The following is a 26,936-nucleotide window of genomic DNA, read 5'->3' as shown; positions in this document are numbered from 1 at the left end:
GGCTGCGCGCACTTCGTGTCGCTTCGCCTACCCCCTACCGGGGGCGCCGCTGGCGGCCCGGCGGAGCCGGTTCCGCGGCGGCTCTGGGATGGGGCTGTGCCTCCAGAGGGGGCGGAGCGCTTGAGATTTCAGGTCCAATGGCGGAATGGAAAATTTGCGCGATGCGGACCGCCGGCTGGACGAGTTGGAGATCAAGGCCAGCTTTACTGAGGATTTGCTGGATCAGCTGAATCTGACTATTTATCGGCAACAGCAACAGATCGATGCGCTATTGCTGCAGGTGGCGCAGCTTCGGCAACAGATTCCGGAGGGGAGCGCAGGGGGTGGATCGCGCAACCTGCGGGACGAGTTACCGCCGCACTACTGAAGGGTGGTGTCGCGCGCGCTGAGCACTGCGGCCGCGGCTTCTGCGAAGCCGGCGCCTCGCTCGTGAGTTGCGACGTAGCGGGGGAGATGCGGCAATGCGGCCTCGAAGCGTCGGACGTTGGCGACGCCGATGCTGTGTTCAAAGTGTTGGAACATGAGTGCGTCGTTGGTTGAGTCGCCGACATAGGCCCAGCGAGACATCTCCAGGTCCAGGCTGCGGTTCCAGAGTTCGCGCACGATCCAGCGGGCGCCGGCCAGTTTGTTGTGGTCGCCATACCAGCCGTTGACGTGAATGCTGCTCACCGTCGCGTGCATGCCCTCGCTTTGCATCAGTGCGACGACGGAGGCAATTTGCGAATCGCTGAGACTTGTGAATTCGCTGTGGTCTATGGCAATGTCGCATTCGCGTCCGGCGGAGTCCGTGGCTCGTTGCGCGCCCGGAATTTCACGCTCGATGCGCGCCAGCACGTCCTGCATGCGCTTGAAGTTGCGCTCGCGCGTGGCCGCGTCTTGCTGGTAGCGCTTTTCAAGTTCGCCAGTGGCAGACGGCACGAGAGCGACCGCGCCGTTCTCAGCAACGATCGCATCGATGGGCCATGCAGTGGCGAAAGGCTCACTCCAGCCGACGGGGCGGCCCGTCACCGCCACCACATGCAATCCTGCGGCCTTCAGTGCGGCCATGGACCGCAAGGCGTCTTGCGTGATCGCGCCTTCCGTTGTCAGCGTGTCGTCGATGTCAGTGAACACGCCAACCAACTGTCGCCGCGGTTGCCGGGGCCATTGATTCAGTGGCTGCATCCGCTGCTGGGCAGCATCCAATGTGGGCGTGCGCATCAGCCCGCCGTCTGCAGCGCGAGGCCGGCATGCTCCCGCAAGGGGTGGAAATGAATTTTCGGAAAGCGTTCCTGCGCGAGCCGAACGTCATAGGGCGAAGTGCACAGGAAGGCGAGCGTGTCGGCCGCGTCGCGCGCCATGCGTGCCGGATAGGCATCGACGAAGGTGCGCAGTTCGGCAGGCGTATCGGCGGTGATCCATCGCGCGCCGGTGTACTGGCAGCCTTCGAGGCGAATGTCGGCGTCGTACTCGGTCTTCAGGCGGTGCTGCACGACCTCGAACTGCAGTTGGCCGACCGCACCGAGCAGCATCGGGCCGCCGATTTCTGGCCGGAACACCTGGATCGCGCCTTCCTCGCCTAACTGCGCCAGGCCTTGCTGCAGTTGCTTGGTGCGAAGCGGGTTCTTCAGGATCACGGTCATGAACAACTCGGGCGCGAAGAAGGGCAGGCCGGTGAACTGCAGCGAAGCGCCATCAGTGATGGTGTCGCCCAACTGCACGCCGCCATGGGTCGTGAAACCGACGATGTCGCCTGCATAGGCTTCTTCGACGGCCTCGCGCCGCTGGCTCATGAAGGTCACCACGCTGGTCGGCCGCAGTTCCTTGGCGGTGCGCTGCACCTTGAGCTTCATGCCCGGCGTGTATCGGCCGGAAGCCATGCGCACGAAAGCGATGCGATCGCGGTGGTTGGCATCCATGTTGGCCTGGACCTTGAAGACCACGCCGGCGAAATCCTTGTCGTCCGGCAGGATCTCTTTCGTGACCGGTTGGCGGTTGACCATCGTCGTGCTGATGCGCGGTTGCGGCGGCGGCGCGAGGTCGACCAAGGCGTCGAGCACTTCCATCACGCCGAAGTTGTTGACCCCGGAGCCGAAGAACACAGGCGTCTGCTTGCCGGCGAGGAAGGCCTCGCGGTCCCAGGCGGGCGACGCGCCAGTGGCGAGTTCCATGCTTTCCATGGCGGTGTCGAATTCATGGCCGAAGCGCTTCTGCAGCGCCTCGCGGTCGGTCAATGGAATGGTTTCGAAATCCTGGGGAAGGCGCTCACTGCCGGATTCGAAAACGGTCATTGCGTGCGTTCGCAGGTTGACGATGCCGCCGAAGGACTTGCCCTGGCCGACTGGCCACGTCATCGGCACGCAAGGCATGCCCAGTTCGCGTTCGATCTCGTCGAGCAGCTCGAGCGGCTCGCGCACCTCTCGGTCCATCTTGTTGACGAACGTGATGATGGGCGTGTCGCGCTGGCGGCACACTTCGATCAGGCGGCGCGTCTGCGCTTCGACGCCGTTGGCAGCGTCGATCACCATGAGCGCGGAGTCGACCGCGGTAAGCACGCGGTAGGTGTCTTCGGAAAAGTCCTTGTGCCCGGGCGTGTCGAGCAAGTTGATGACGTGCTCGCGATACGCCATCTGCATCACAGAAGAAGCGACCGAGATGCCGCGTTGCTTCTCGATCTCCATCCAGTCGGAGGTGGCATGCCGGGTCGCCTTCCGCGCCTTGACCGAACCGGCGATCTGGATCGCGCCGGAGAACAGCAGCAGCTTTTCGGTCAGCGTGGTCTTGCCGGCATCGGGGTGGGAGATGATAGCAAAAGTGCGTCGGCGCTTGGTTTCTTTGAGGAAAAGATCGGATGACATGAGGGAATCGACGAATATGTACGCGTTTATGTACGCAAATCAAGAGCGTGGCAGAGAAACCCGGGGAGCCGTTCGTCGCGCCTGCGGGCACTGCCACTTTGGGTCAATTGTCTCAGGGTAGTGGCTGATCTAGCTGAATGCGCCCAGGCGCTCGCGGCAGAGCGCCAGCGTCCGCTCTGCAGTCTCAGCGGTCGGCGCGGTCGCCAGAGCGATGCGCGGAACCGCCAAAGCATCGAGCGCAGCGCCAAGCCGTTCAAGCATCCTGTCGATGTCTTCGTTGGCGTCGCCCGCGCGCAGGCCGGCAAGGGTTGCGAGGGCGACGAAGTCGGCGCGGCGCAATCGCTCGTCTTTTCCGTTGAGCTTGAGCGCCATGCGGTCATGCGCAAGATTTGGAAAGACGCGTGTGGTGACGGTGTCGTAGACAGGAGCCATCTGCACCGACTGGAAGTTCTCTTCGCCTTCGCGCGCGATCTTGAGAAGCGCCATGTTCTTCAGATGCATATCGCCATCGGCGATTAGCCATGCGAACAAGGCGCGCTGCATCAGCGTGCGCAGGTCGCTTTCAGGATCCGTTGAGAGCGGACGCAGCGCCCTGGCGATGCGTTCCATGGTGCCGGTGTACTTGTCCTCGGGGCCGAGCCCAAGCACCGAGCACATGTCTTCCATGGCGATGAGGCGTGCATCGCCGTCCTGGTTCCGGATATCAAATCGCTCGACGAGAAGCGCGGGCGGCAGGTCACCCGGCATCGGAACCAGCGCGTGATCCGGTGTTTCGAACCCGACGGCGCGCGCCAGGCCGAGTCCGATCCATTCGACAACGGGCAGCGCCTCGAACCCGCTGGTCCCTGCCGGCTTGAGGATGTGGGTAAACGGTACAGCTGTGGCTGGCGCAAGAATGCCGTCCACGCCTAAGTGCATTGGTGCCTTGATCTGCACACCGGAGAGACGCGGTGTGTCGGCACTCTGATACAGGCGCGCGAGGCGCTGCTCGAAGTCCCTCTCGAACGCACCGCGTCCGGGACCGGCATAGGTCCCGGTGAATACCCCGTCACCGGCGAATGACGCAAGGCGCGTGGAAAGACTGTCGGCAGGCAAAGCCTCAAGCTCTTCGGTACGTTCCGAGATCGTGATGTTGGACATGTAGCGCTTGCCTTCGCGCAGGACGGTGCGCTCGTCGGCCTCCTTCAGGACATGTTCCAGCCATCCTTCTGGCAGCAGCGACACGATGAAGGGCGGCAGCCGCCCCGGCGTGATCTGGCGGACAAGCGGCGGCAGCTTTGGCTCGCGCACGGTGTTTGTCCATCGCCATTCAAAGCCATCGTGAGAAAGCTGCCCGATCAGCAGCTTGTGCCACGCCACCTGAAGAGCGAACGCTGCTTCGTTGCGCGGCGGCTCGCCAGCGCCAGGTCGACGCAGCAGATATTTTTCCGCCCCTTCGCCTTCCTTGTACCAGTCGTTCTCTTTGGCCAGAGCCCAGACCGCATCGGCGGCACCGCGTGCATCGCCATATTCTTCAATCAATCGCGCCGCGATGGCTTCCCGCATGTCGGCGTCGATCGACGCTGCATGCTCGCTGCGCTGGCGCAACGCTTCGAGGAGCCTTTGCCGTGGTGCCGATGCGGACACCGGAAACTCGCCAAGGCTGTCGGCGACGACCGCACCGGCAACCGATGGCCGGTCCGGTGCTCTGTTCTGAACGATCTCAAGGCCGCGAATGCGTGTCCGCTGAGCGCGGCTGCCGCTCAAGTACAGGCGTCCGTCACGCGTCGGCCCGAGGAGCACGGCGCTGGCGGCCGAAAGATAGGCTCGCGGATAGAGGTAGCGAGCGATGCGGACCGCGTGCGCCATCACGACCTGGTCGACATCGTCACCGGCATCGACATAGATTCCGCGCATCAGCTGCAGCAGTTTTCCCGTTTCAGCCAGATAGTGGCTGCGGGTCTTGTCAATCGTCTCGCCGACCAGATGAAGTGCCATTTTCTAACTTTCCCGTATCTCAGATGCGAGAAGGTTAGCAAAGTCGGCGTTCACTTTCAAGGAACAACGAACTTTCGCGAACTTCAAGTCCGGGAAAGTTAGAAAACGACGGCCTATCGCTCGCGTTCCGGGCCATTTTCCGGGGCTTTCGCCCGGCCTCCGTCGTCTCGGCGCTCAGGCTCCCGCGCGCTGGCCGCCTGGTTGAAATCCCGGACAGGATCAGGCGGGGGCTGCGCCCCGCGCTCTTTGGCCGCTTCGAATTCAGGCCCGAGCGGCTTGTCCGCGACTTTGCTTCGCGCGATATCGAGCGGTGGCATTGCTTCATAACCCTCGCGCTCCTGAACACGCTGATTTTTGAGTCCGTCCCGTTTCAGGGCGGCAAGCTCGCGGTCTTCCACCTTTGTCAACGACCGAAGCTTTCGGTCCAGAGTGCGCGACTGCAGCGCCTGATGCTCCGCGAGGTCTTTCTTTTCTGCGAGCTGCTTTGCCTGAAGCGCAACCCTTTGAACTTTTTGTTCTTCCAGAATTTTGCGGTCCCTATACCGGTGAACTGCGCGCCGAATGGCGCTGACGCCAGTCACCCGGCCGAGAAATCCTGCAAGTCCATGCACGCGCAATTCCGAGCGCTGCTGACGCAGCGTCGACATGCGCCCCAAATGCGACCGGCGCTGCACGTGTCGTTCATCACGTTGCTGCGCGATGAGAGATCCCCGCGCCTGACCGTGACGACGCTCTAGCGCAATCCGTTCCTGATCCAACGCAAGGCGGCGCAGCTTCTGCGCATGCTTCAGCGCGGCAAGAGGTGCCGCAATACGCTCCTCTTGAAGATTTCGCTCACTGGTCTTGCGATAGCTTGCAATAAGGTCTTGTGCTTCCGCAACTGTCGGCAGGCTATCCTCAGGGAAATCCTTTTCCAGGAAGGCCCGCACATCCCGTGTCTTGACGGTCTTGTCGTCAATAAGCCGGGCCAGCGCATGTGAATCACCGTAGAAATCGACGACAACATAGGGACGCTTGCCGCGCGCCAGAATATAGCCCCGCTCCGCCAGCGCATTGACAAACGCCTTCGCGCTATCGCTCTCTATCCAGGCATCGGTTATTTGCCGCGCATGATCGGATTTGGAAAGCCCGGTCTGGCTTTGCTTGGCTCTTTCATAAAGGGTTTCCTGGCCAATTTTTCTTGATTTGTCGTAGCCGGCAGGAAGATCAAGAAAATGTTCTTTGGCAAAGGAGCGCGTGACCTGCATGAGCTTGTCGCGGTCAAAGGCAATATGGACCGCCTTGCCCCGCTCTGCATCAATGCGCGACCAGACAACGTGGCAATGTTCACGGCCGTGTTTGATATGAAATACAACTGCGCGCGGCTGTCCTGTCAGCCCGAGCGCCTCCTCGGCTCGGCGGATGTAATCGCTGTATTGCGCGCGGGTGATTTCGCCTTGTGCAGGATCCGGATTGATCGAAAGGCTGTAGAGGTATTTCTGGCAGCGCGTGAGGGTTTCGGCCTGGACCTCCCATTCCTTGAAAGCCCCATGCAAGTCAGAAGCGATTGCGCCGCGCAGCTCGACAACCTCCGTCAATTCGTTGTCGTAGGCATTCTGCAAATGCGTCGCCAGATCCTGTCCACCGCCGCGCTGTGACGCGAATGGGATCATGGGTCTTTTCCAAGACCAATAAAAGCACAGCTTCCGATATCGTCGAGCAGCTGCAGAAATTCCCCCAGAGCCGGACTTTCGTCAACTGCAGCCAGCTGCTTCCCAAGATCTTTTGCGCGGGCCGCCCGTGCCACGATCAGTCCGAACATGCGTTGCTGCACGGACGGCACCGGCCGGCGCTTGGAAGGCGACGACCCAAGCGCGGCTTCCACGATATAGGCGTTGCGCGTCTTGCCTGCGGCCCGCGCGCGAGCATCAAGATCGGTGCGCCCGCCAAGCGGCAACCGGACTGAAATCGTAGGTTCGCGGTCCTTGGGTGTCATGGTGTCACCGTAGCCGTGCAAACCCTGCGCGCTCCTCTCCCATTCCTCGCGGTCCGGCCCGTGCGTGGGCGGTCGAATGGGGTCCAGGGGGCAGCGAAATGCCCCATGGTCGTCAGCCGGGGACGAAACGCCGGTCGCAGGGTCCAGGGGCGCGACGAGCTCCTGGTCATGGGTTTCCAAAGGGAGAGCGAAGTCGCCCTTTGGTCGAAGCCGGTGCCGAACACCGGTCGTGGGTCCAGGGGCGCGACAGCCCATGGTCGAGGGTGCACGGGGCTACGAAGTGCCCCTGCGCGATGGTGTCCAGAGGAGAGCGCAGTCTCCTTTGGTCGTGATAGGAACGGCGAAACCGTTGCAACTTCGGCCCAAAGAACCGCAATAAAGCGGGTCGACGGACGGAGTTCCGAGGGGGGTCTGCGGGGGACTGGAAGTACCCCCAGCAAGGTGCGCGTGGGGTCACCGAATAGGTGACACCACGCACACCTTGTGGCTCGCTTCGCTCGCATTTTTCTTCCTCCTCTCTTCACGCTACGCCGCGATGGCTTAACGCTTTGCTAAGAGGACGAAGAATCTCGAACAGCGAATCCGCAGCGGCCTTTTGCTATCCGCGATGGTCTGTAGCCACGAGGATTCCCGAAGACGATAGGGACATGGGAGGATCGACGACTCTTCCATCGTCAACTCTTCCGAGGACCATCATGGCAACGAAATCAACCGGATCTGCAGAGGCTCTCAACGCGCGTCTTTTCGATGACGTGGGCCGTGGCGTTATGAGAAGGCCCTTAGGCGAACAACGTGCACCATCGGCACGCTGGATGGACTATGAGCAGATCGTGACATCAAAACTTCTCGCCTTCGACCACAAGGCGCCCGGCGACAAGGTCTTGATCGGAGCGGTTGGAGATCAGCTGCTGGGAATCAGCGACAACCGGCACATGATGACGGTGGCAGGGTCGCGCACCGGAAAGTCCGTGGGACTTATCAGCAATTTGATGTTCTATCCAGGAAGCATTCTTGCGACTGATCCCAAAGGTGAGCTCGCACAGCTGACGGCAGAAAGACGCGCTACGCTCGGCCAGACGATTCACGTGCTTGACCCTTTCCGCAGATTGCCTGCCCGGCTCCAGCAATTCAGCGCGGCATACAACCCGATGGACATCCTCGATCTCGACGGTGAGACCTTTCTTGAGGATGCAGCGCAGATTGCGGACGCGGTGGTCGTGACAAGTCCCGACCAGCGCGACCCTCATTGGGACGAAAGCGCCCGCAACTTCATTGAGGGCGTGATCATCCACGTGGCCACTGATGGGGAGCACGCAAAGGCACGTGATCTGATCACGGTCCGCAAGCTTCTGGCCGGCGCTCTCATCCTCTCTGGCGAGGATGAGGGCACCGCGACAAAAGGCCCATCACGTTACCCGCTTGGCGCGGCGATGCTGCGCAACGCCGAGATGCTGGCGATGGACCCGGAGGCCGAGCCAGTCGCCTACGCCTTGCGCACGGCGGCGCAGGACTTTTATAGCAAGGCTGGCAATGAGCTGGCCTCAGTCCAGTCAACGATCGCGCGCCACACGAAGTTTTTGGACTACCCGGCGTTTCGCCGCGTGCTGCGCAACAGCACATTCAAGCTTGGCGATCTGAAGACGAACCCGAAGGGCGTCAGCGTCTATCTTTGTTTCCCGGCGACCCGGGCCGAGCTGTCGAAAAGATGGATGCGCCTCTTTGTCATCCAGCTCCTTGACGCCATGGAGCGCGAGGAAACTATTCCAGATGTGCCGGTCCTGGCGTGTCTCGATGAGTTTCCGGTGCTCGGGCACATGCGCCAGCTTGAGACCGCCGCAGGCCTGATCGCCTCTTTCGGCGTCAAGCTCTGGTTCATCCTTCAGGACTGGAGTCAGGGCAAAGCCCTCTACGGCGACCGCTGGGAGACGTTCGCCGGCAATGCTGGCGTGCTCCAGTTCTTCGGCAACAATGACATGGCGACAGCGGAATACATTTCCCGTCGCCTTGGAAAGGCCCAGGTCGAGACCTTCAGTCAGGGCGATGTGGATGGCGATCACTCAGCCAAGGGCATGACCGGAAAAAACCGCTCGGTCAATCTGTACGATCTCATGACACCGGACGAGATCATGCGCACCTTTGCGCGGTCAGACCCGAACAAACGCCAGCTTGTATTTTGGGCGGGCAGACATCCGATGATCTTGGAGCGCGTTGAACACTATTCAACGTCGTTCGCAAAGTTGCTTTGAGGACAAGCCGGTAGACTTTGTTAAAAGTCGCGCGAGTCCTCTGTTGGAAACAGATCAATATTTCTGGCGAGCGCCTGCCGCTTCTGGAGCTTTGACAAAAGGCGGGCGACGGCATAGTCCTGGCTCCATTCCATCGCAATATCGGAGGCAAATCGCCCTTTATTGTCTCGGATCAGATAATCGCATTTATTGTGATGCACCAGCATCCGAATGCACGGGCGAGCCCCAACCGCAACGGCGTGATGCAGCACTGTCATACCGTCGCTGTCCGTCGCATTCACATCGCGCCCAGTCGAGACAAAGTGTTCGAGCATGAACACATCACCTTCTTTGGCGTAATGGAACATGATATCCAGCCTGTCATGTTCTGTCACGAGGTCGCTAGATTTTGCTTGCGCCCGCTGCTCAGCGCGGAGATGTTGGTCTTGCTCAGACACTGAGTTCTTTCTCAAGCAACTCTGATGCCTTTAGATGATACGCATTCACCATTTCTAAGGAGTCATCGTCGCCAAGAAGGGATTCCGGGTACGCAACCATATCTTCTCCCATGCGCAGCAAGAATATCGATTTCATGCCAGAGACTGGTCGACTGTAAGACTGAATAAATATGATCCGGCTATCAGCAGTTGGTCCGACTAGGATTATTGTCAGCAGCCTCATTTGACCGAAGAAGTATCCGTACCCACGCCTCCGAGGATTAATAACGCGGTAGTTTTCCTTTTTGATCCAAACTGACTCGGAGTCTGTGTCTGTGTCTGTGTCTGTGACTGCGTACTGCTCCGCCGCAAGGAAGCTGTAACCATCTGCATTCAGCATGGTCTCGACCGTGATTGATATTGATTTGGTCGGCTCGCCGCCTGACTTACCCAAGGTTTTTTGGGCCTTATACCCTTCAGGGAGTTCCGCAAGCATTTCTTTTGTCTGTTTATCAGACAATGCAAGATGCTTGGTGACCTCAAGCATCTCCATTGTTATCTCATCTTCTTTAAGAAATGCATCATGGTTCAGCCAACGCTCGGCAACCAGAAACTTAAATATATTCTCAAGGACAAAAGAGTCCTGCTTTTTGGCCTCATTCAAAAATCGTCGAAAGGCCTCGTACTGATAAAGAGCTTTGCCGTGCTTACCGGTGAGGTCCACGGCAGGCGACTGGATGAGCCGCTGATACACCTTGGTCAGTGACAACGCGGAATTGTTAGGACCGCCATAGTATTGGTAGCGGTTCAGTTGCCGGCGCATGCGATCGATCTGCCAGGGCGAAAAATGCACGGTGCCTCCATGAGAGCGGGTGGAACGCGAGTGGAGAAACGCTTGTTGCGGAACCCAGCATACCTCCACCATCAATGGAGGTTCAAATGCCCGCACGCACTATCTCTCCCCTCGACGGCTATCCGTCCACCCGGCAGATCACTGACGCTGACGATTGCCTAGCCTACGAAATCAGCTTTCGCGCCCCGACACCGGGGTGCATAAGGCTGATCGACGCGTTACTCGACGTTTGGGGCACAGGCCTTGCCGTTGCGTTCGGCGCGGTCGCCCTTCGCACGGACTTCGACCTGCACACGATGGCGATCGGCGGCGCTGCCGGTGCTGTCGCCTACTACAGCGTCTCGCTGGCGCTCAAGTTCGTCCTTCAACGAAGGACGAAACTGACGTTGTCGGTCGGCCAGGTCAAGACCCACCCCTTCCCGTTCTGGAGTCGCCGCTACGACCGCAAGAACGGCGGCTTCGCGATGTTCGCCCACGACCTGCTCATTCACGAGCAGCGGGCGCACGAGCTTGCGCAGGCGGAAGCCGCACACCGTGGCAAGGTGCTGAGGAAGAAGCCTCTCTTCGGCGATTCGTTCCACGTCGTGTTTTTCAACGGCGACCAGCGTGTCGACCTTGCGACCATCTACGGCGCGAAGAAGGCCAATGCAGTGATCCGGCGGCTGCAGTACCTGGACGCGGCCCTCGACCACGTCGCGCGATCGGGAAACGGGAAGGTCGGCGGTTCCGACGCCAACTGGACCAACGATCCGGGAGGTCTGGCATGACATTCATCATCGAGCTGCTCGTCCGGTTGCCGCTCTGGCAGTTGGCCCTCCTCATCATCGCAGGCCTTGCCATCATGGCGGCTGCGGTCGCCTACGCCGTCAGCGTCCTGCGCGAGCTCGCCATCCAATCCCGCAAGGGCTGCATCGCGCTCGCCGCGATTCTCGCGCGCGCCGGGAGCGCCTCGGTCTGCGCTGCCATCACTGGCGCTCGCTTTTTCAGCTTCGTGCTCTGGACGGGCCTGCTGGTGACAGCGGGTCCGCCGTGCCGGGCTCTCGCCCGGAACTGCCGTAAGGTCGGGAAGCTGCTGCTGATGCTCAACCACTATGCGCGGAGCGGCTATCGTGAATTCAAGAGCTTTGCGGAATACCGCGCAGCGATGAAGGACGAAGAGGGCGACGAGCCGCCGCACAAGGCGGGTCCAAGCATCGACGACCTGCCGGCCTATGACCGGGCGCTCGCCATCCTCGGCCTGACCCGCGACGAGGCCGCCTCGATGCCGGCCGTGCGCAAGCGCTACCGGGAGATTCAGTCAGTAGTGCACCCCGACAAAGGCATGCCGAGCCGGTGGTTCAGCCAGATGGTCAATGAAGCGATGGAGATCGTGCGCAAGGAACACGGGGTTGCCTGATGGCTGCGCAAAGGAAATCCCTCCTGCAGCGAAAGCGCTCAGGCATTCCCTTCAGGCTTGGCGATGTCGACGGCGAAGGGCGGCAGCGGCGGCGGCTGATCGCGGTCAGCCTTCATCTGAAACCGTGCAACTTCGTAGAGCCGGTGGGCCTGCGCGAGAAAGCGCTTGGCCCAATCGCGATGGTGCTTCTCGCTCTGCTTTTGCATCAGCGACGAGACGGCGCCCAGGAAAAACTGAGCCCATGCGGTGTGCTCGTCGGCCCGTGCATGCTCGGCGCAAAAGCCGAGAAGCATGCGCGCCTGCGCAGCGGCGATCTGGCGCGGCGGAATACCGTCGCGCTCCATTTGGACGAGAAGCTGGCGCAGCCGGTCTTCAGCGTCCGGGCACTCGCCATCGGCGCGCAGCATAAAAAGAGAAAGATCCTCGGTCCACATCGTCTGCCTCCATCAAGGTTCTTTTCAACCTTGCATGGAGCGATTCCGCTGTCCAGCAAATTCGAAACTGAAGCTGTCCTATGAACAATCAAGTCAACCAGGCTGCGGCCGCCTTCCGCGAAGCGCGGGATCAGTCCGCGCATGACCGCCTCTACGTTTCAGAGGAGGCAAGACGCCGCGTTGAAGAGATCCACATCGCGGCCGAGCGCGAGCGTCGGACCATGCGCGAAGAGCAGGAACAAGACTGGGCCAAGGACGTTGCGGACGAGAAGGCAAGACTGCTGCTGAAAAAGCAGCAGCCGGAGCCGAGGCCCGGTGAGGATTTCCTGCGCGGACATCGTCCGCAGCTGGAATCGGAATCCGAGCTGACCGAGCGGGCGGAGCGCAACGTCGATCAGGACAACGAGAGGGCAATCCGCAAGACCTACCTTCTCGAAGAATCCCTTGTCATGGCGATCGTTCGCGAAGATGTCCGTCAATACGGGAGCGAGCGCGACACTGGAAAATCGGCACAGCAAACCGATGCACGGGAAGAAAACGCCAGAGAAAACCCCGAGCCGATTGAGCGTGCCTCCGCTCCGGAACGCGGGGAGCGCGAGCTCTGAGCCTGCTCTTTGGCGCGGCGACCTCGCCGCCTGCCCCGGGTGGGGGGCGCGGGTGGCCGGCAAGGCCAGGGGCGCAATAAAATCGCCGGGCGAGCCCGGCGACTTCATGAGACTGCGAAGCCGCATCAGGCTGCTTCGAGGAGTTCCTCCTCTGCCGCGATCTGGCCTTGCAGCCCGTCCAGAAAGTCGACGGCGCGCTGCGCATGCGCTGCAGCCGAAAAGATCGCGCGCTTGTCCTCCTTCAAAACCTTGAGCCAGCTTGCCAGATAGGCGGCGTGATCGTCGCGTGGCTCCGGCGTGATGCCGAGCAGCGCAGAGAGAAAGGCAGAGCCCAGCTCTGCGACCAGCTCCTCGAACGCATAGGCCTGATCACCAAAGCGCTTGCCAAAGGTCCGCGCCATGCGCGTCTCGTTGCCTGTCCAGTGCACCAGCTCATGTGCCTTGGTTGCGGTGTAGCTTTCGGCGTCGCGGAAGGCCTGCAGCGGCGGCAGCTGGATGAAGTCACCGCCTGTCGTGTAAAAGGCGCGGCTGCCGCCGTGGCGGAACGTGGCGCCGGTCTTCTCAAAGAACCTTTCGGCCTCGGCGATTGCCTCCAGCAGCTGGCCTTCTTCCCGCACTTCCGCCTTGGCATAAAACGATTCCGGCAGTCCGTCGATCTGCTCTACGTTGAATACGGTGTAAGCCTTCATGAACGCAAAGGCGCGMTCCACTTCCTCGCCCTTGTCGTTGGTCTCCGTGGTGCTCGCGCGGTCAGCATAGACGACCATGGAGCCCTTCTCGCCCTTGCGGACCTGTGCGCCGCGCTCCTCGGCCTGCTTGTAGGTCATCCACGTGTTGCAGGCGTAGCCCTTGTCCATCGCCTCGCCCCACAGCAGCAGAACATTGATCCCGCGATAGGGCGTGCCGTTACCGCGCAGAGGCATGATCGCGGACACCGTTCCTTGCGGTGTGCTCCACGGCTTCAGCCATGGGCGGGTGCCGGCCTCCAGCGTTGCAATGATCCGGTCTGTCACGCGGGCGTAAACATCCAGCTTTGGCTTGTCTGCTTTAACGGTCTTCATGGTCTTCATTCCTTTTCGGGTTTGGGGTCGATGCAAATGCGCATCACCCCTGCCCGTTGGCGAAACCGGGGACGCAATCGGAGAGGCAGACTGGCCGGAGGGGGATCACCCACCCCGAAGGGGCGGCGAAGCCGTGTTGCAGCTTTAGCGAAACATGGGGATACCGGCCAGGCTGGGCGAAGGCTTTACCGCGAAGAGCGCGAGGGGCTGGCCCCTTAGCCATAGGAAGTGAAAATCCTTCCGGGCTGTGCCCGGCACGTCAGGTGCTCAGCGTGGGGCCGTTAGGCCCGACGCTGCTGATTTCGGGATTCGCGAGAGGGATCGTTACCGGATGGCCGGGACCATCAGGCCCGGTGCGCTTCTAGCGCATAGAGCCCGGACCGCTGGCGCATGCGCGAGCGGGCTCGCCCCTCAATGTCTTCTGTGATAGTTGTGCTTGGATCGGAATGTCCGGAGGAATACATGTCAGATGACCTTGCCAGCGATGAACGCCCATTCGGCGTCCCGGAGCTGTCCGGCAGCGTGCTGGAGACCTATGCGCGCCTGTGGCAGTTCGAGACCTGGCTCCGACGCCTTGTCTACGTCCAGCTGCGCGCGCTCGATGGCGATGCCTGGGAAACCAAGATCGAAACCGCGAAGGCCAAGCTCCCCAAGAAGCACGACAAGGACCTTACTCACATGCCCACGTCCGAAGACGATGTGCTGAGCTTCGTGCAACTCTCGGAGCTGAAGCGTGTCGTCGCGGACCACTGGAACCTCTTCGCCTCATACCTGCCGCCACAACCGATCTGGGACGCGAAGCTCACGGAGGTGATGGCGATACGCCACCGCGTGGCGCACTTCCGGTCGCTGCACCGCGACGATCTTGCGCGGGTCACGCAGTTCCTGCGCGATATCGACAACGGCTTCTGGCGTTTCTGCACGTCGTACAACGACCCTTCGCCGGTGCTGCCGCAGAGCAATGACCCGGTCGTCGACCACTTCCTAGTCTTCGACCTGCTCCCCTGGGGCGAAACGGGCGATGGCAAGTGGGCGCGGCTCGGGAGCGTCGATCCGGGCGAGCGCATCACGATGACGATCGAGGTGCTCGCCATGCCATGGGCGAAATGGGCCACGCCCATCGCAGGGAAGCCGGGATTTCTGTACGACGTGATGATCTTCGCCCGCGGCCGGCGGCATCATCACTTCCCACGCCTTCTGGAGGCCACGCGGGCCGATCATCGCCATGTGGCGCATATCTGCCTGGATGGAGGAGGCAAGTCGTTCCGCTTCACGCTGCCCGCCTGCCTCGGTGCCGACAAGGTCAAAGAGATCGTCGCGCGATTTCACGACGCGGCCATGAACACGCTTGCCCCTGGACTCGACGAGATGCCGGACTCAACGGTTCAGGTGCTCGCCGACCGCTATCCCGAATACGTGCTCGGACCGAAAAATCCAATGACCTTCCTCGGCCCCGGTATGCCGTGCTCCTTCTTCGGCGTCTAACGGCACAAGCGACAAGAGAACGCCCTCATGCCTGAGCATGAGGGCGTCTTCTTCAGAACTGCGCGAGCTGATGCATCGCATACTGCCGGACTTTCCATACAGTTGACTGCGCGGCATCATCGAGCCACAACCGAGCCTCCGCGACTCTGGCCGGGGTGGACCGTCACATATGCCTCTTGAAGGGCAATAGTCTGCGATCGAGCGATCCTCGGACGGGGTGACATCGAACGCCTTCGGTCACATTCATATTGACGACTTTCTTCGGAAGTCCGAGGATCGTTTGAATGGATACTTATCTGTCAACGTCCGGGACGACGATCGCCCTGCCGACTCCGCTGGACCAGCTGAAGGTCGAGTTCGCTCTTCAAACTGAGCGTGCCGCATGGCGCGTCATTCCACGCTGGCCATACCTCGCGATTGATGGTGATCTCGTCAACGCGCACGGCCGCGCGCTTCAGCGCTTTGCGGTGTTTTCGAGCGGCCAACTCTGGCAGAACCTTCGCTCCGAAGACCTTGGCCCTCGCCTCATAGGCTTAATCGCAGGGGGAGGCACGAATGCCGGGTTCGGACCTGAATCGCGCGCCTTCGTTGAGGGCAAAGCAAATGCGAAGGCAAAGCTCATGATGAACTGGAATGCCCCGCTGACCATTGGGACGACGCCATGGTGTGCCGAGGGCACTCACTTCATCTTCGTGGATGACGATGACTTGTTCCAGCACACGTTCGCAGAGCTTGTCACAAACGACGGTCCGAGCCATCCGCGCTCTGAGCACTTTGATTTCGCCGCACTTGTCGCGCTTCGCAATCGATACAACACCGAATACCTTCAGCGCAGGGACGGAGATGTCGACCTGGAAGCGCTCTCGACGTTGCTTGACGACACCTTCGTCCAGAATGCGGCGAGCCTAGCCGCCGCAACGACGTACCACGATATGCAGTCGCGCGGAATGACCTCAGTCGACTACAGCGCGCCGGTTCTGACCCGGTACGATCGACCCACGCACAATGCTTCGGGACTTCCGAAGATCGAAGTGTCGTACGCACTGCTGCACTACGAGAAGGCCTTAATTCTTTTCAACGACCTCAAGACTTGCGAGAGCAAAGGCCAGTTGGACGAGAGTTTCAGCAACGGGGTCTACTGCGTCGTGGCGGTTGCTGCCTGCATCGAGGCTATAGCGAACAAGCTGGTCTTCCTGCAAAGCGGCGTACATCCGACCTACAGCGACAAACGTCCGCCTCTCGCCAAACTTAACGACGCTGCTTCGCGACTTTGCGCTAATGGCGGCGTTGTGTATGTGCCGCTGCAAGCCGGAGATCCGACTTTCGATGCACTGGATGCTGTGAGAGTTGCACGGAACGGATTCATGCACGCGAAGGAGCTTGAGACCGATATCGACCCCTTGACGCTCAGTTCAACTGCGACGACGGGGGTAAATGAGGCCAGTTGTCGCAACTATCTGAAGCGACTGCGCGAGGGAGTCGATCGTGTGTTTTCGCAGCTGCCGGACGGCAGAGCGCCAATCGTCACGAAGACGAACTTCACTTGGATGGGTGACTTGGAAGTTCCGTGACTTCAACGCTTCGTGCCGGAGAAAAATTTGACGCCGAAGCTCTATCTGTCGGCCATCGCGCAAAAGTGTACTCCTCCCAATTCGGCTGAGCCCCGGCAGGCCAGATTAGGATCGCTCTATGTTTTACATCCTCAAACAGGACCCGCAGCCAAACGTGTACCAGATGTGGTTCGCGGACCAGCCGAACCCGCTCTGGATCACGCGCACGACTTGGAATGACCTCTGCGCCCGCGTGATCTCCGTTGGCGAAGCCAAGGGGCCGGCTCCCTACTACGGCAACCCGGAGGTGCTCGCCGACATCTACACGGCGCAAGGATTCCTGAAGCAGCGCGGCAGCGTCATCAGCGCTGCCGGAACCTACAAGACCTGGCGACAGATTGCCGAGCCCTTCTGGGCGAAGAAGCAGGGCTAGCCCGGCAAGCTATAGCTGACGTTGGTATCGCTGATAGAGATCAGCGCCTGCGCCTGCAGCTCGTTGATCAACGCGACGAGCTCCGACTCAGCAAGCTGGTTCTGAAACAGCGCATTGATGGTGTTCGACAAGGTCTTGACCTTGCGCGGCCTCGCCGATCCGCGCGACTGCAGATGCGCGACGATGAGGACGACCTTTTCGCCCGGCAGCTTCGCGTTCGAAATTTTCAGCAGCGGGATCTCGCTCACGTCGCGCCAGCGCGCCGCCAGGATCTTCCGGTCCTTCAGATGCTGAAGCAACGGATCGAACCCGGTGTCTTTCGAGATGATGTGAAAGTACGAACTCGAGTCCTGGAGCGACAGCTGCCCGATATAGAACGCGATATGAAAATCAAGCGCGTTCGGCCCGCTCCCGGCGATCTTGATGTACGACGCCCGCTCGCCCATGCGTTGAAGGGCGGCGGCGGTCTCGAACGCGACCTTGGCCTGCGTCGCACCGACGAAAACGATCAATCTGAAATGATCCTCATGCAGAACCGACAGCGCCTCCGGCTGGACGCTCTCGTAGTCGATGAGGACGTAATTGACGCGCAGGCCCATGGCTGTGCAATCAGGCAACAACCGCCGCTTTACGCTGCGAGATCGGACAGGGTTTTGCCCTTTGCCAGCTCCTCGGCAAGCCAGCGCGGCTTGCGCCCGCGCGTGCCGCCGATCCAGGTCTCACCGTTCGGGCCGCGATAGGTCGGGCCTGAGGCTGCGGCGGCGACACGGCGGGCCAGCGATGGCGCAGCCTTGCCGGTCAAGCCGAGCTCCTTCGCAGAGATGCCGTATTCGGCGATCTTCAACCGTAGATCCTGCACGACCGCGCCGATCTCTTCCGCGCGCAGCTCCGCTGCCGTGGCCTTCAGCTGCGCGAGCTGTTCCTCGTGCGCCCTGATCTGCGCCTGGATGTCGGTGAGAGAAGAAGTTGCCATTGCTGATTTTGGTTTTGTGAACCGAAATCATAAGGGCGAGCGCGGCACCGCCGAGGCCGGAAATACCCCCGCGAAATTCGCGGGGGCACCCGCGTTAAAGGAGGCTCAGCTGGCGCGCGCCTTCTTCATGCTTGCGCCACCCGTCGAGCTGCGCCGCCTCGCCGAGCCATTCCCGAACGAACGTGATCGGCCCGCCTTCCGCACGGACGACCGAGCCAACCACGAAGGCTGACCGGTATCCTGTTTCGGTCACCGGCAGTGCCGCCCTCTCGGGCGACACGCTTCGGATTTGCAGATGGGCCAGGGGCTCACCGAAGGCTTCAGAAAGTCCACCGAGCCAGTTCGGCTCGTAGGAAATCTCGACGGCGATCCCGCGCCAGTCGATGCGCTGGACAAACACGCTGCTGATCATGATGCGTCCTCCGTCTCGGCCTTCGGCGGCATCAGCACGATGCGTCCGTTGACCGGAAAGGCGCTCAGCTCGATGCTGAACCCCTCGCCGCTCTTGTGCGGCCAGGCGCTGCCGATGCGGGTCCAGAAGGCTTGTTTCCCGTCACCATTGACGGCGTAGGCGATGAGGCTTGGTTTTTGTTTGGTCGTCATGTCGTTTCTCCTTTGTTGATCGTTGCGACGTGAAAGGGTCGCCACGCGGATCAAGCAAGGACCTCATGGGTCGCACCGGAGCTGCACAAGCCGAAGGCGCGGAAGCGAGGACGATGCGAAGCGCTCGCCCGTTGACGGTCCGCGCGCCCCGGGGCAAAAACCGGAACGCGCAAACGATCAGGACAAGAAGAGGAAGACGACCGCCAAACCCAATCCGGAATCTGGCAAGCTGCGAGGAGACGCGCTAACAAGATTTTCATGAAACCGCATCAGAAGAAGATTGCATGCATCGGCTGGGGATCATTGATCTGGAACCCGGGAACGCTCCCTCGCCAAGGCGATTGGCACCGGGACGGCCCGATGCTTCGTGTCGAGTTTGCAAGGGAGTCGGCTGGTCGCAAGATCACACTGGTGATCTGCGGGGACGTGCCGGAAGTCCAGACACTTTGGACGCTGCTGGATGTCGAAGGCATCGCGACCGCAAGACAGCGCCTCGGTTTGCGCGAATACGACGCAGCCAAGCCAAAATGGATCGAGGCGAATATCGGCTTCTGGGACAAGTCCACCGGCACCTCGCACGGCGAAGGTGCCGACACGATTGCCGCGTGGGCCGAAACGCGGGATCTTGAAGACGTCGTCTGGACGAATTTAGGCTGCGGATTCAAGGCTCGCCCCGGCCTCATGCCAGGCGGCGCAGAGATCGTCGCGCATCTGCGTGGCCTTGAAGGCGAGGAGCGCGCAGCCGCAGAAGAGTACGTCCGCCAAACGCCTCATCAAGTCAATACGGCGTATCGAGAATTGATCGCCGCCGAGCTGGGTTGGAGCTGATCAAACTTCGGATAGATAGGGCGTCGCGTATCCAAGGAATTCGTCGTGTTCGTTCCTGTCCGTATTCCAGCGGGGCGCTCCCTGCGGCCATTCCCGGCTTTCGCACGTGGTCAGAAAAAGGCGACGCTTGGCTCTTGAGATGCCAACAAAATACGCCGAACGCTCTTCGTCCTGTTTGCCCCAGAACGTTTCCTTCTCGACACCCAGGATCACGACAGTATCGAACTCAAGCCCCTTACTTTTATGAATGGTCATGATGCGCACAGCACGGTCACCTGAGAAGCGAGCAAGGGCCTTTGCAGCATCATCGCCTTCGTTGACTAGCTGATGCGCTCGGTCGATGGTTTCGCCTACCAGTTGCTGGAGCCGGTCGCCGTGACCATAGTCATGCGACAAGGCGACGATTGAATCCTTGCCGATGAGGTCTAGGAGCCCGTTCGCAAGGGCAGCAAGATCATCTCGATCAGTGATGTCTACGTCTTCCTCGGTGAGTCTTCGTTTGCAATCGCCAATGAAGCGATCCCATCGGGAACGCACTTGGTATTCGCGCTCTTCGTCGAATCCATGGTTGAAGACCACCAGATCCAAAAGCCGTCGATACGGGTCTGGTTGACGGTTTCCGGCAATCACAAGAAGGAAGTCCACGATGAGCGAAGCGACCGGCTCCGAGGCCAGGTCTTGCACTCCGTCTTCCTCGCGAAATGGGACGCCACGCGCTTCGAGCGCTGCGCAGAGTTTCTGGCAATACAAGTTTTGTTGCTTGCTGACGAGAACCGCGATCTCGGATGGCTCAACACCCTCATCGTCGATCCAGCTGCTTATGACATCGGCAAGATGGTCGGCTTCCTCGTCGTCGTCAGCGAATCGCAGGACTTCAATCTCGCCTTCTTCGCCTTCTAGTTCATTGTCGGGGAGTGCTGCCGGAGGGTCCATGACCCGAACCATTGCGTTCTGCATGCGGCGAAGTCGAGGCTTCGAGCGAAAGTTCTGATACAGGTTCAAAGGTAGAGCATCGAAGTCGCCGGCATACGTCTCGAAGATGCCCTCAAGTGCACCGGCCCAGCCCATGATCCGCTGCTTGGTATCACCGACGGCAGTCAGTTTTGTTTTGGTTTCATGAAAACAGGCCTTAATAAGCCGGTACTGCTCATCGGTGCAGTCCTGAAACTCGTCGAGAAACACATGGCTATAGGTCTGTCTGATGGCGTTCCGTGCGATCAAGCTGGACTCAACAATCGCGACGGCAAGGGGCACCATGTCGCGAAACGTGATCGACTTTCGCTGAACGCGGTGAGGCCCGATTGAATAGTCCGGATCGAGAGCGTCCCGCCCCTTCAGGACCGTTCTAAACCGATCAATGATGCGTTTCGCGAATGCGTGAAACGTGTGGCTATCAAGGCGCGCCGCCAGCTCAGCGCCACAGCGCTTCTTCACGCGCGCCCGCAAATTCTGGCTCGCATCAACCTTGAACGAAATTGCCAAGATGCGTTTGGGATAGCGGCAAGAACCAGTTCGTAGCAGGAAGTCTGCGCGCTGTGCCAGCATCTCCGTCTTCCCAGCACCGGGTCCGGCCGTGAGCGCAAGATTGCGATCAACTTCCTTCGCTGCCGTCATCGCATTCGGCTCCAGGGACAGTCCGTCCGATGGTGCCCATTGATCGGGACGGATCATTCAGGCAAATCCTCAAGCTCGGCCTCGATGCGACCACACATGCGAGCGAGAACCTCGGGCATTTCGGCCACCAGATCCTCGTCGTCCATAGTCGCCATGGCCTCGATGTGCGCAGTCGGCTTGCTGCCTAGTTTGAAAATCCTGTGGTAGGCGTCGAAGTAGGTTTGCTCGTCTTCGGAGTACTGGTTTCCCAGCGCGTCGTGTTTCTTGCCGAGCACGGCGACTATAGTGGCCTTGTCAGGCCTCTCCAGATCTTCATCAGCGATCTTGTATGCGTCTGGATACGCCTGCATCATCATGAAGTCCAGATCGAGCGGGGTCGAGAAGAAGACGCCCAAGTTTTCGAGCCGGGAGATCCAGCCGTCATCGTCCAACATCAGGCCCTGCTCCCCATTCCAAGCTGGGATCTCGGCGATCTCATCTGCGGTCAAGTCGTTCTCGGAGACCTCTGAATATTTCAGCATCTGGCTTGCGGCATATTTGATCCGACCCCAGCCGCCCTGATACCGAGCCAAATCCAGATCGAGCAGCGTGACGTGAGGAATCCCTAGATCGTTGAGCAAGCGCCAAAAGTGGTTGACGTGCCGACCACCCAGCGGAACCACTGAGATCGACGCGTCGTCGGCAAGGATGCCCTTTGCTTCCAGCAGTCTCGGCAGCACGATCTCTTCACTGTCTCCCTCGCCCAACACGACAAGACGCGAAAAGTAGAGTTCCGGGAACGCTTGGACGCCTTCGCGGACGAACTTGTGCGCCGCCTCGTCTTCGGGCAGTTCGATGCGCTTCACGACGGTCGCTCTGCTCTCGTTGAGGCGCAGGTAGCGAATCGATTCCGGTGGAACACGGCGCAGAAGCGAGGGTGAATGTGTCGCGACAAGTGCCTGGGCATCCCGCCCCTCGGCAAATGCCGTCAGAGCTTTGACGACACGCCCCAGATAGTGAGGAGACAGGCTGTTCTCCGGCTCCTCAATCGCGACGAGCGTGAAAACAGCCGGCCGCAACTTATCGACATCGAATGCGTCGCCCAGTTCGCCACTCAGAACCCTGCTGCCGATGTCGTGCATCGCGAGGACGAGCGACACGTACAGCAATGACTGCTGACCATCGCTCAGTCTGGAGAAGTCCACAAGAGATTCGGCGTGGCCGGGCGTGAAGCCGATGCTCAGATGCCTGAGCAAGCCTTCCATCTCGCTACTCAGGAACGAGATGGAGGGATTGGCATAGTACTCGCCCTTATGCAAAGCCTCCCATTGGCCGGTCAAAGCTTCCGCAACGCCTTCTATCGCACCATTCCCCGCCAGTGATTCACTGATCTGCTCGGTCAAAATCTTGACCTGGGCGCGTTCGGCGCTCCAATCTGCTGATCGCAGGGCTCGTCCCAGCAGCGCATTGGCAGAGTAAGAAATATGGTCAGCTGGATCACGACGCGCTGGCAGGTAGTGAACCTGGATCGCGTTGCGATCCTGCTTCGCTACTCGACCTTCCTCAGTCGGCTTGTCGTCTTCATCAACCTTGATGACGTATGTCAGGTTCTCCTCGATTTCATCGTCTTGATCAAGTGTTGCCTTCAGACGGAATCGAACCTGAGTCGGGCCATCCTCGGCGACAAGTTGCATGTGCGCAAAATTCCCCGGAACTGCGGCGAAGTCTTCTGCATCTGCATCCTCCTCGGCCAGCTCCGGAAATTCGAAGTCCGCCTCGACCCACAGTTCACGGGTTTCTGGCGGGTCAGCCGGGTCTTCGTCTGCGGGCACATGAAAGTCTGAGCGCCTGACCTTGCGTTGAGCGGGGTCCAAGCTGAACATCCTGGCGAGCGCCTGAAGAACTGCAGTCTTGCCCGTCCCGTTGGGGCCGAGTAGAAAGGTCATGTCGTCGAGATCGACCTCGGTCGTGTCGGCACCGAACGAACGGAAATTCGACAGGCGCACGCGGACAAGTTTCATTGGTTTCCTCCATTGGATGTGCCCACATGGGCTTGTTATCAACTCTCGTAGCTCAGCAACTCAGCAGTAAATCAAGCGCCTACCGTTACGCCGCCCGCTGGTCGCGATTCATCTTGGAGGGACGAGATAAGACGATTGCATCGGCAACACCGCGAATGCGTATCAAGCCTTGGCGAAGCTCGGCGTGTTCTTCTGTGCGGGCTTCGTCGTCCCAGATGAAGGCGATGATGTGCCTGTATCCACTGTCGGCCTGAAGGTAGGTGCTGGCATCGGCAGCAACTTCTTGTATGACCTTCGAGAAAATGGACTTCCCCCCTTTGCGAATGAATTTGACCTCGATGATCAGTTCAAGCGAAGGAATGGACAGGTCCGCGCGCGGATGGTGATGACCTAGCGATTTCAGCCACTCCTCATCATCTAGGTCAGGAAACACCGGAGCCAGAATGGCCCACAGCATGTCTTGGACGTGATACTCGTTCTCTATTTCCCAACGAGCTGCGACTGAGTTGGGGGTACGAGGGGCGGCGTCCCAACTCCACCGTCTCATCGAGCGGTCGATGCCCGCCAACAGTCGCGCGACATCATCGACCGATGTCGATCCAAGGCGAAGGGTCGAAGCTTCGCGCAAAAGGTACGTCAGGGCCGCGATTTGAGCTGCCGCGCGCGTCATTCCATCCGTGACTCCACCCAGGCCCGAAATTACGCCCCATGCGTTTTCACGAGAGGCCTCAGGAGCAGGCAAAAGCGCTTTCGCGGCTAGCGCTACTCGCAGATCATCTGCGATTAGCTCGACGGGCGCATTGCCATCATCGGAAAGCACTGCGTACGCAGCCCTGATCAGTGATTCGTTCCAATCCAACGGACGGTTCGAGCGAAGTGACTGTCTCAGGAGGTCTTGAAGCCAACTTCGAGCTGAGGCGTTCGCCTTGCCCATGCTCACTACCCCGACTGCGATTCCCATCAGGGCGAGACCGTCAACCTCGAAGGTCAGCGGGCGGCCAGCTCCAAAATATTGCCGCTCCATAAGCCATTTGACAGCGTCAGCAAAAGATTCCTCATGCGAGACATCAAAATTGAACGCATAGCCAAGGACTGCCGCGTGCGCGCTTTGACGCGCAGGCCCGAGTGCGGCTGCAGCCTCAGCGGCGAGCTGCGTGAGCAACGGCCCGTGTACAAGCTTTTCGTTCTGAACCCAAGCTGCAAAAGCCCGGGCATGCGGTGGTTGCCCGGAAGTGTCCGCAGCAGCCTCTGCCAAAGTCTTCCTTAGCGCCCAATGGCTCAACTCAGTCACAGGAACCACCGTGTTCGGCTTATCGGTCCCAGCATCGTGTCTGGGTCCCATGTGGGAACATGCTGTAGCCCGGTCAAAAGACGTGCCATGAGCTCCGAATAGTGGATCGTGATTGGGAGAGGCGCTGGCGTGAACATGCGCCAGCTATGACAGGAAAAGTCGAACGCTTGGCGCGTCAAATACGTCATGTCCCGGAAGGTCGAACGGCGGTGAAGGCGAAGCAGCGTCGGCAATGGCATACCGTCCCGTGCCTGCTTCAGATCACGCGCTCCAGTGAAACAGAGAAGCGTTTCGTCGGAGGCAAGATTCACCGTGAGGCCGCGTTCCGGTGCAAACACCCCTTTGACGCCACCGCTTCGATTCTTTGAACCCGGATTTGCCTCGTCGAAGAGAGCAAAAGGGTGTTGATCGACGACATGCAGGAAGGCGTACCTCACTTCTGTTAGCCCAAGTTTTTCGACAAGCATCCCGACGGCGTCAGCTTCATGATCCGCCACCTGCTTGAAGACATGAAAGATGAGACGAACGGCATCCGAGCTTCGCCAGTTGTCCGCCTTCCTCACAGCCTCGATCGAACGTTCCAGAGACTTAAAGAGTGCTTCTGCGTATTGCTCATAGTCAACGGCAGCTGTCCGGTCATCCAGCAAGTACTTACCATCGCTGCTGAACACCGTCGTAAGACCGACGATCCGCTCGCGCGCGCCGAGCCTGCCTGCTGAAAATGATTGAGAGCCAATACCGACCACAAGTTCGTGCGCGACAGTCGGCTGGGACTTGAGCAGCCAAGGCGTCCCGCCGATTTTCGCGTAGGTCGCCACGCTCATATTGTTCAGAGCGAAAACCAACTGCTGGTCGGCAAAACGCATCGTTTCGAGCGTGATTTCTTGAACCGGCACGCGATGCTTCAGGAAGACCGCTTTCGTCGCAAAGTATGGATTTGCAGCGTCGGGTCTCTCTTTAAAGTCTTGATCAATCTGTACGACGGCGAGATTCCATTCAAATCCTCCACTCGTTGCAGCTTCAACTGCCTCACGACAAGCATTTGCGTAGTCTTGCGCACTGGAGCCTCTCGATGTGAAGGTTTGAACCTTTGGCGTCTCCAGGCCATAGCGGCGGATAAAGCCCTTTCCATATGGCGCACGGGCGAAGTCGCCGTACCCACTCTTCACGTCCGGGAGGCCATCAAGAAACTTCGCCAAGAAGGCGTCCACCTGTCCCTCGTAAGGCGCCTGGCAGACCACAGCGATGCGAAGCTTCTTGGGAGTGAACGTACGCTGGTCGTAAGGGCCGTTTTGGTCGAGGCCCCGTTCGTTCCACCTGTCCGTTCGTGTTCCGCTTGGATCAAAAACGAGTGAGGGCTTTTGGATCGTTTCGGTCCGAAAGGGCCAACTGCCCTTTTCAGATCCTGCGAGTGGACCCAAAATGAGTTGCGCACCGGGTGCAAGTTGGAGGTTTTGACTCCTTAGGTAGTCAAACATCCTGCGGACAAGCCCAAGGCGTTCGGGCCCGACGAGATGTTTGGCGGCGGCGTTGTCGGCGTCGTTTAGAACACGTTCTGCATTTGCACCGAGGAAATGGCGGGCACACCAAACGACGTTCTCCTTGCGCGGCTCAAGATAGGCTTCGGCCGCTTCTAGACTTGCGGGCCCATCGCCATAGTCCTCAAGCTCTAGCCTGGTCCCGACGCATTGCGTGACACGTCCGGCCAGGCGCAGATGACCTTGGACCCGAACGTCATCCGCCGGACGCCTTGTTGCGACATATCTACCGACAAGGGGCACCTGTGCCTCTAACAATATTGCACAGTCAGCGTCGATGAAGTTTCTTGTGCGAACGCCGCATGCGAGGACCACTTCCTTTTGATCATTTCTTGCATGCGTGCTTCGGGTCTCGAAATCCAACACGACCCGTCGCTGGAGCCAAGGGGGAAGCAAGTCATTGGGTGGAAACAAATTGGCCGGGCGTTGCGAAAGGACGCTCAGAGGATGAACCTTCAAGACGGGACGTTGCAGCTCCACAAACGTCCGGAGTAAGGTCTCAAGTGTTAGGGGCGCCAACAGCCACGGCGATTCCGCCAGCACCACTTCTTCTGTGTCGGTGCCGAGCATCGGAAGATCGGCTTTTAATGCGACGGACTGAATCAAGTTTCCCGTCTTCCCTCCGCGCTTGAACAAGTAGTCACCACAGTGCTTTCGCCGCAGCGCTGTCAATGCTTCTTTGTCGTACGGTTGTAGGCCGACAACCACCTTCACGTCAGGCGGTGTGGAAACCGATACGGCATTGAGAAGAAGCTTTGGCATTGTTGGGGTTCCACGAAACGTCAAATACGACTGCCTTGTTGCAGATTGCTACGACTAAG

At 59.8% G+C, this 26,936-nt stretch carries 26 protein-coding genes; 9 read left to right on the top strand and 17 right to left on the bottom strand.

Annotated elements, in window-relative coordinates:
- Positions 1 to 145: 145 nt before the first annotated feature.
- The gene (locus AC1DSF_RS01275) at positions 146 to 367 is read left to right on the top strand and encodes a SlyX family protein (RefSeq protein ID WP_478124901.1); all 222 of its coding nucleotides are present in this window, start codon (positions 146 to 148) and stop codon (positions 365 to 367) included.
- Here the strand turns inward: AC1DSF_RS01275 and AC1DSF_RS01270 are convergent.
- From AC1DSF_RS01270 to AC1DSF_RS01250, 5 genes are all read right to left on the bottom strand, one after another.
- Positions 361 to 1,200 carry an HAD-IIB family hydrolase gene (locus tag AC1DSF_RS01270; protein ID WP_478124900.1) on the bottom strand — a complete coding sequence of 280 codons (840 nt, stop codon included), beginning with the start codon at positions 1,198 to 1,200 and terminating at the stop codon, positions 361 to 363. The two genes, AC1DSF_RS01275 and AC1DSF_RS01270, sit on opposite strands and share 7 nt — an antisense overlap.
- Entirely contained in the window at positions 1,200 to 2,837 is a 1,638-nt protein-coding gene (locus AC1DSF_RS01265; protein ID WP_478182210.1) for a peptide chain release factor 3, read from the bottom strand. Before AC1DSF_RS01265 ends, AC1DSF_RS01270 begins: the two co-directional genes overlap by 1 nt.
- Before the next feature lie 129 nt (positions 2,838 to 2,966).
- Positions 2,967 to 4,814: a type II toxin-antitoxin system HipA family toxin gene (locus tag AC1DSF_RS01260; RefSeq protein WP_478182209.1), complete on the bottom strand. Its 1,848-nt coding sequence runs from the start codon at positions 4,812 to 4,814 to the stop codon at positions 2,967 to 2,969.
- Positions 4,815 to 4,927: 113 nt separating this feature from the next.
- A complete protein-coding gene (locus tag AC1DSF_RS01255) occupies positions 4,928 to 6,466 on the bottom strand; it encodes a relaxase/mobilization nuclease domain-containing protein (RefSeq protein WP_478182208.1) in 1,539 nt (512 codons plus the stop codon).
- A complete protein-coding gene (locus AC1DSF_RS01250; protein WP_478182207.1) occupies positions 6,463 to 6,789 on the bottom strand; it encodes a hypothetical protein in 327 nt (108 codons plus the stop codon). Before AC1DSF_RS01250 ends, AC1DSF_RS01255 begins: the two co-directional genes overlap by 4 nt.
- Before the next feature lie 812 nt (positions 6,790 to 7,601).
- On the opposite strand from AC1DSF_RS01250, the gene AC1DSF_RS01245 reads away from it, so the two are divergent.
- Positions 7,602 to 9,035 carry a type IV secretory system conjugative DNA transfer family protein gene (locus AC1DSF_RS01245; protein WP_478182206.1) on the top strand — a complete coding sequence of 478 codons (1,434 nt, stop codon included), beginning with the start codon at positions 7,602 to 7,604 and terminating at the stop codon, positions 9,033 to 9,035.
- A gap of 20 nt (positions 9,036 to 9,055) precedes the next feature.
- On the opposite strand, the gene AC1DSF_RS01240 is transcribed toward AC1DSF_RS01245, so the two are convergent.
- Positions 9,056 to 9,472: an ankyrin repeat domain-containing protein gene (locus AC1DSF_RS01240; RefSeq protein WP_478182205.1), complete on the bottom strand. Its 417-nt coding sequence runs from the start codon at positions 9,470 to 9,472 to the stop codon at positions 9,056 to 9,058.
- Positions 9,465 to 10,304, bottom strand: coding sequence for a hypothetical protein (locus AC1DSF_RS01235; protein ID WP_478182204.1), 840 nt, complete (start codon positions 10,302 to 10,304; stop codon positions 9,465 to 9,467). The genes AC1DSF_RS01240 and AC1DSF_RS01235 overlap by 8 nt, the downstream gene beginning before the upstream one ends.
- 86 nt (positions 10,305 to 10,390) lie before the next feature.
- Between AC1DSF_RS01235 and AC1DSF_RS01230 the strand changes: the two genes are divergently transcribed.
- Positions 10,391 to 11,071 (top strand): hypothetical protein, encoded by a 681-nt coding sequence (locus AC1DSF_RS01230; protein WP_478182203.1) that lies wholly within the window; start codon positions 10,391 to 10,393, stop codon positions 11,069 to 11,071.
- Positions 11,068 to 11,700, top strand: coding sequence for a J domain-containing protein (locus tag AC1DSF_RS01225; RefSeq protein ID WP_478182202.1), 633 nt, complete (start codon positions 11,068 to 11,070; stop codon positions 11,698 to 11,700). Before AC1DSF_RS01230 ends, AC1DSF_RS01225 begins: the two co-directional genes overlap by 4 nt.
- Before the next feature lie 38 nt (positions 11,701 to 11,738).
- On the opposite strand, the gene AC1DSF_RS01220 is transcribed toward AC1DSF_RS01225, so the two are convergent.
- Complete coding sequence (locus tag AC1DSF_RS01220) at positions 11,739 to 12,134, bottom strand: hypothetical protein (RefSeq protein WP_478182201.1); 396 nt, start codon at positions 12,132 to 12,134, stop codon at positions 11,739 to 11,741.
- An 80-nt stretch (positions 12,135 to 12,214) separates the two neighbouring features.
- Between AC1DSF_RS01220 and AC1DSF_RS01215 the strand changes: the two genes are divergently transcribed.
- A complete protein-coding gene (locus AC1DSF_RS01215; protein WP_478182200.1) occupies positions 12,215 to 12,739 on the top strand; it encodes a hypothetical protein in 525 nt (174 codons plus the stop codon).
- Between the two features lie 125 nt (positions 12,740 to 12,864).
- Here the strand turns inward: AC1DSF_RS01215 and AC1DSF_RS01210 are convergent, their stop codons facing one another.
- Positions 12,865 to 13,800, bottom strand: a complete 936-nt coding sequence (locus AC1DSF_RS01210; RefSeq protein ID WP_478182199.1) for an ArdC family protein — start codon at positions 13,798 to 13,800, stop codon at positions 12,865 to 12,867.
- Between the two features lie 462 nt (positions 13,801 to 14,262).
- On the opposite strand from AC1DSF_RS01210, the gene AC1DSF_RS01205 reads away from it, so the two are divergent.
- The 3 genes from AC1DSF_RS01205 to AC1DSF_RS01195 all read left to right on the top strand — a co-directional run bounded on the left by AC1DSF_RS01205 (position 14,263) and on the right by AC1DSF_RS01195 (position 17,268).
- Entirely contained in the window at positions 14,263 to 15,285 is a 1,023-nt protein-coding gene (locus AC1DSF_RS01205) for a hypothetical protein (protein WP_478182198.1), read from the top strand.
- 284 nt (positions 15,286 to 15,569) lie between these two features.
- Positions 15,570 to 16,856 carry a hypothetical protein gene (locus AC1DSF_RS01200; RefSeq protein WP_478182197.1) on the top strand — a complete coding sequence of 429 codons (1,287 nt, stop codon included), beginning with the start codon at positions 15,570 to 15,572 and terminating at the stop codon, positions 16,854 to 16,856.
- Between the two features lie 118 nt (positions 16,857 to 16,974).
- Positions 16,975 to 17,268 (top strand): hypothetical protein, encoded by a 294-nt coding sequence (locus tag AC1DSF_RS01195; RefSeq protein WP_478182196.1) that lies wholly within the window; start codon positions 16,975 to 16,977, stop codon positions 17,266 to 17,268.
- Here AC1DSF_RS01195 and AC1DSF_RS01190 read toward each other — a convergent pair.
- From AC1DSF_RS01190 to AC1DSF_RS01175, 4 genes are all read right to left on the bottom strand, one after another.
- Positions 17,265 to 17,885, bottom strand: coding sequence for a PIN domain-containing protein (locus AC1DSF_RS01190; protein ID WP_478182195.1), 621 nt, complete (start codon positions 17,883 to 17,885; stop codon positions 17,265 to 17,267). The two genes, AC1DSF_RS01195 and AC1DSF_RS01190, sit on opposite strands and share 4 nt — an antisense overlap.
- An 11-nt stretch (positions 17,886 to 17,896) precedes the next feature.
- Positions 17,897 to 18,241 (bottom strand): H-NS histone family protein, encoded by a 345-nt coding sequence (locus tag AC1DSF_RS01185; protein WP_478182194.1) that lies wholly within the window; start codon positions 18,239 to 18,241, stop codon positions 17,897 to 17,899.
- 94 nt (positions 18,242 to 18,335) lie between these two features.
- Complete coding sequence (locus AC1DSF_RS01180; protein ID WP_478182193.1) at positions 18,336 to 18,653, bottom strand: hypothetical protein; 318 nt, start codon at positions 18,651 to 18,653, stop codon at positions 18,336 to 18,338.
- On the bottom strand, positions 18,650 to 18,844 hold the full coding sequence (locus AC1DSF_RS01175; protein ID WP_478182192.1) for a hypothetical protein: 195 nt from the start codon (positions 18,842 to 18,844) through the stop codon (positions 18,650 to 18,652). Before AC1DSF_RS01175 ends, AC1DSF_RS01180 begins: the two co-directional genes overlap by 4 nt.
- 258 nt (positions 18,845 to 19,102) lie before the next feature.
- Here AC1DSF_RS01175 and AC1DSF_RS01170 point away from each other — a divergent pair, with 258 nt between their 5' ends.
- Positions 19,103 to 19,672 (top strand): hypothetical protein, encoded by a 570-nt coding sequence (locus AC1DSF_RS01170; protein ID WP_478182191.1) that lies wholly within the window; start codon positions 19,103 to 19,105, stop codon positions 19,670 to 19,672.
- Here AC1DSF_RS01170 and AC1DSF_RS01165 read toward each other — a convergent pair whose 3' ends face one another.
- The 4 genes from AC1DSF_RS01165 to AC1DSF_RS01150 all read right to left on the bottom strand — a co-directional run bounded on the left by AC1DSF_RS01165 (position 19,673) and on the right by AC1DSF_RS01150 (position 26,877).
- Positions 19,673 to 21,343, bottom strand: a complete 1,671-nt coding sequence (locus tag AC1DSF_RS01165) for a UvrD-helicase domain-containing protein (RefSeq protein WP_478182190.1) — start codon at positions 21,341 to 21,343, stop codon at positions 19,673 to 19,675.
- A complete protein-coding gene (locus AC1DSF_RS01160; RefSeq protein ID WP_478182189.1) occupies positions 21,340 to 23,286 on the bottom strand; it encodes an ATP-dependent nuclease in 1,947 nt (648 codons plus the stop codon). Before AC1DSF_RS01160 ends, AC1DSF_RS01165 begins: the two co-directional genes overlap by 4 nt.
- A gap of 85 nt (positions 23,287 to 23,371) precedes the next feature.
- The gene (locus AC1DSF_RS01155) at positions 23,372 to 24,577 is read right to left on the bottom strand and encodes a PD-(D/E)XK nuclease domain-containing protein (RefSeq protein WP_478182188.1); all 1,206 of its coding nucleotides are present in this window, start codon (positions 24,575 to 24,577) and stop codon (positions 23,372 to 23,374) included.
- The gene (locus AC1DSF_RS01150; RefSeq protein ID WP_478182187.1) at positions 24,574 to 26,877 is read right to left on the bottom strand and encodes an argonaute/piwi family protein; all 2,304 of its coding nucleotides are present in this window, start codon (positions 26,875 to 26,877) and stop codon (positions 24,574 to 24,576) included. The genes AC1DSF_RS01155 and AC1DSF_RS01150 overlap by 4 nt, the downstream gene beginning before the upstream one ends.
- Between the last annotated feature and the right edge of the window lie 59 nt (positions 26,878 to 26,936).

Source organism: Variovorax sp. 01N429, assembly GCF_056399425.1.
Note: the sequence above shows the minus strand (reverse complement) of the source record. Positions and strands in the feature narration are given on the sequence as shown.

Excerpts from the sequence above, each read along its gene's own strand:
- AC1DSF_RS01275 (WP_478124901.1), top strand. The coding sequence starts at position 146 with ATGGAAAATTTGCGCGATGCGGACCGCCGGCTGGACGAGTTGGAGATC.
- AC1DSF_RS01270 (WP_478124900.1), bottom strand. The coding sequence starts at position 1,200 with ATGCGCACGCCCACATTGGATGCTGCCCAGCAGCGGATGCAGCCACTG.
- AC1DSF_RS01265 (WP_478182210.1), bottom strand. The coding sequence starts at position 2,837 with ATGTCATCCGATCTTTTCCTCAAAGAAACCAAGCGCCGACGCACTTTT.
- AC1DSF_RS01260 (WP_478182209.1), bottom strand. The coding sequence starts at position 4,814 with ATGGCACTTCATCTGGTCGGCGAGACGATTGACAAGACCCGCAGCCAC.
- AC1DSF_RS01255 (WP_478182208.1), bottom strand. The coding sequence starts at position 6,466 with ATGATCCCATTCGCGTCACAGCGCGGCGGTGGACAGGATCTGGCGACG.
- AC1DSF_RS01250 (WP_478182207.1), bottom strand. The coding sequence starts at position 6,789 with ATGACACCCAAGGACCGCGAACCTACGATTTCAGTCCGGTTGCCGCTT.
- AC1DSF_RS01245 (WP_478182206.1), top strand. The coding sequence starts at position 7,602 with ATGGACTATGAGCAGATCGTGACATCAAAACTTCTCGCCTTCGACCAC.
- AC1DSF_RS01230 (WP_478182203.1), top strand. The coding sequence starts at position 10,391 with ATGCCCGCACGCACTATCTCTCCCCTCGACGGCTATCCGTCCACCCGG.
- AC1DSF_RS01225 (WP_478182202.1), top strand. The coding sequence starts at position 11,068 with ATGACATTCATCATCGAGCTGCTCGTCCGGTTGCCGCTCTGGCAGTTG.
- AC1DSF_RS01220 (WP_478182201.1), bottom strand. The coding sequence starts at position 12,134 with ATGTGGACCGAGGATCTTTCTCTTTTTATGCTGCGCGCCGATGGCGAG.
- AC1DSF_RS01215 (WP_478182200.1), top strand. The coding sequence starts at position 12,215 with ATGAACAATCAAGTCAACCAGGCTGCGGCCGCCTTCCGCGAAGCGCGG.
- AC1DSF_RS01205 (WP_478182198.1), top strand. The coding sequence starts at position 14,263 with ATGTCAGATGACCTTGCCAGCGATGAACGCCCATTCGGCGTCCCGGAG.
- AC1DSF_RS01200 (WP_478182197.1), top strand. The coding sequence starts at position 15,570 with ATGGATACTTATCTGTCAACGTCCGGGACGACGATCGCCCTGCCGACT.
- AC1DSF_RS01195 (WP_478182196.1), top strand. The coding sequence starts at position 16,975 with ATGTTTTACATCCTCAAACAGGACCCGCAGCCAAACGTGTACCAGATG.
- AC1DSF_RS01185 (WP_478182194.1), bottom strand. The coding sequence starts at position 18,241 with ATGGCAACTTCTTCTCTCACCGACATCCAGGCGCAGATCAGGGCGCAC.
- AC1DSF_RS01180 (WP_478182193.1), bottom strand. The coding sequence starts at position 18,653 with ATGATCAGCAGCGTGTTTGTCCAGCGCATCGACTGGCGCGGGATCGCC.
- AC1DSF_RS01175 (WP_478182192.1), bottom strand. The coding sequence starts at position 18,844 with ATGACGACCAAACAAAAACCAAGCCTCATCGCCTACGCCGTCAATGGT.
- AC1DSF_RS01170 (WP_478182191.1), top strand. The coding sequence starts at position 19,103 with ATGAAACCGCATCAGAAGAAGATTGCATGCATCGGCTGGGGATCATTG.
- AC1DSF_RS01165 (WP_478182190.1), bottom strand. The coding sequence starts at position 21,343 with ATGATCCGTCCCGATCAATGGGCACCATCGGACGGACTGTCCCTGGAG.
- AC1DSF_RS01160 (WP_478182189.1), bottom strand. The coding sequence starts at position 23,286 with ATGAAACTTGTCCGCGTGCGCCTGTCGAATTTCCGTTCGTTCGGTGCC.
- AC1DSF_RS01150 (WP_478182187.1), bottom strand. The coding sequence starts at position 26,877 with ATGCCAAAGCTTCTTCTCAATGCCGTATCGGTTTCCACACCGCCTGAC.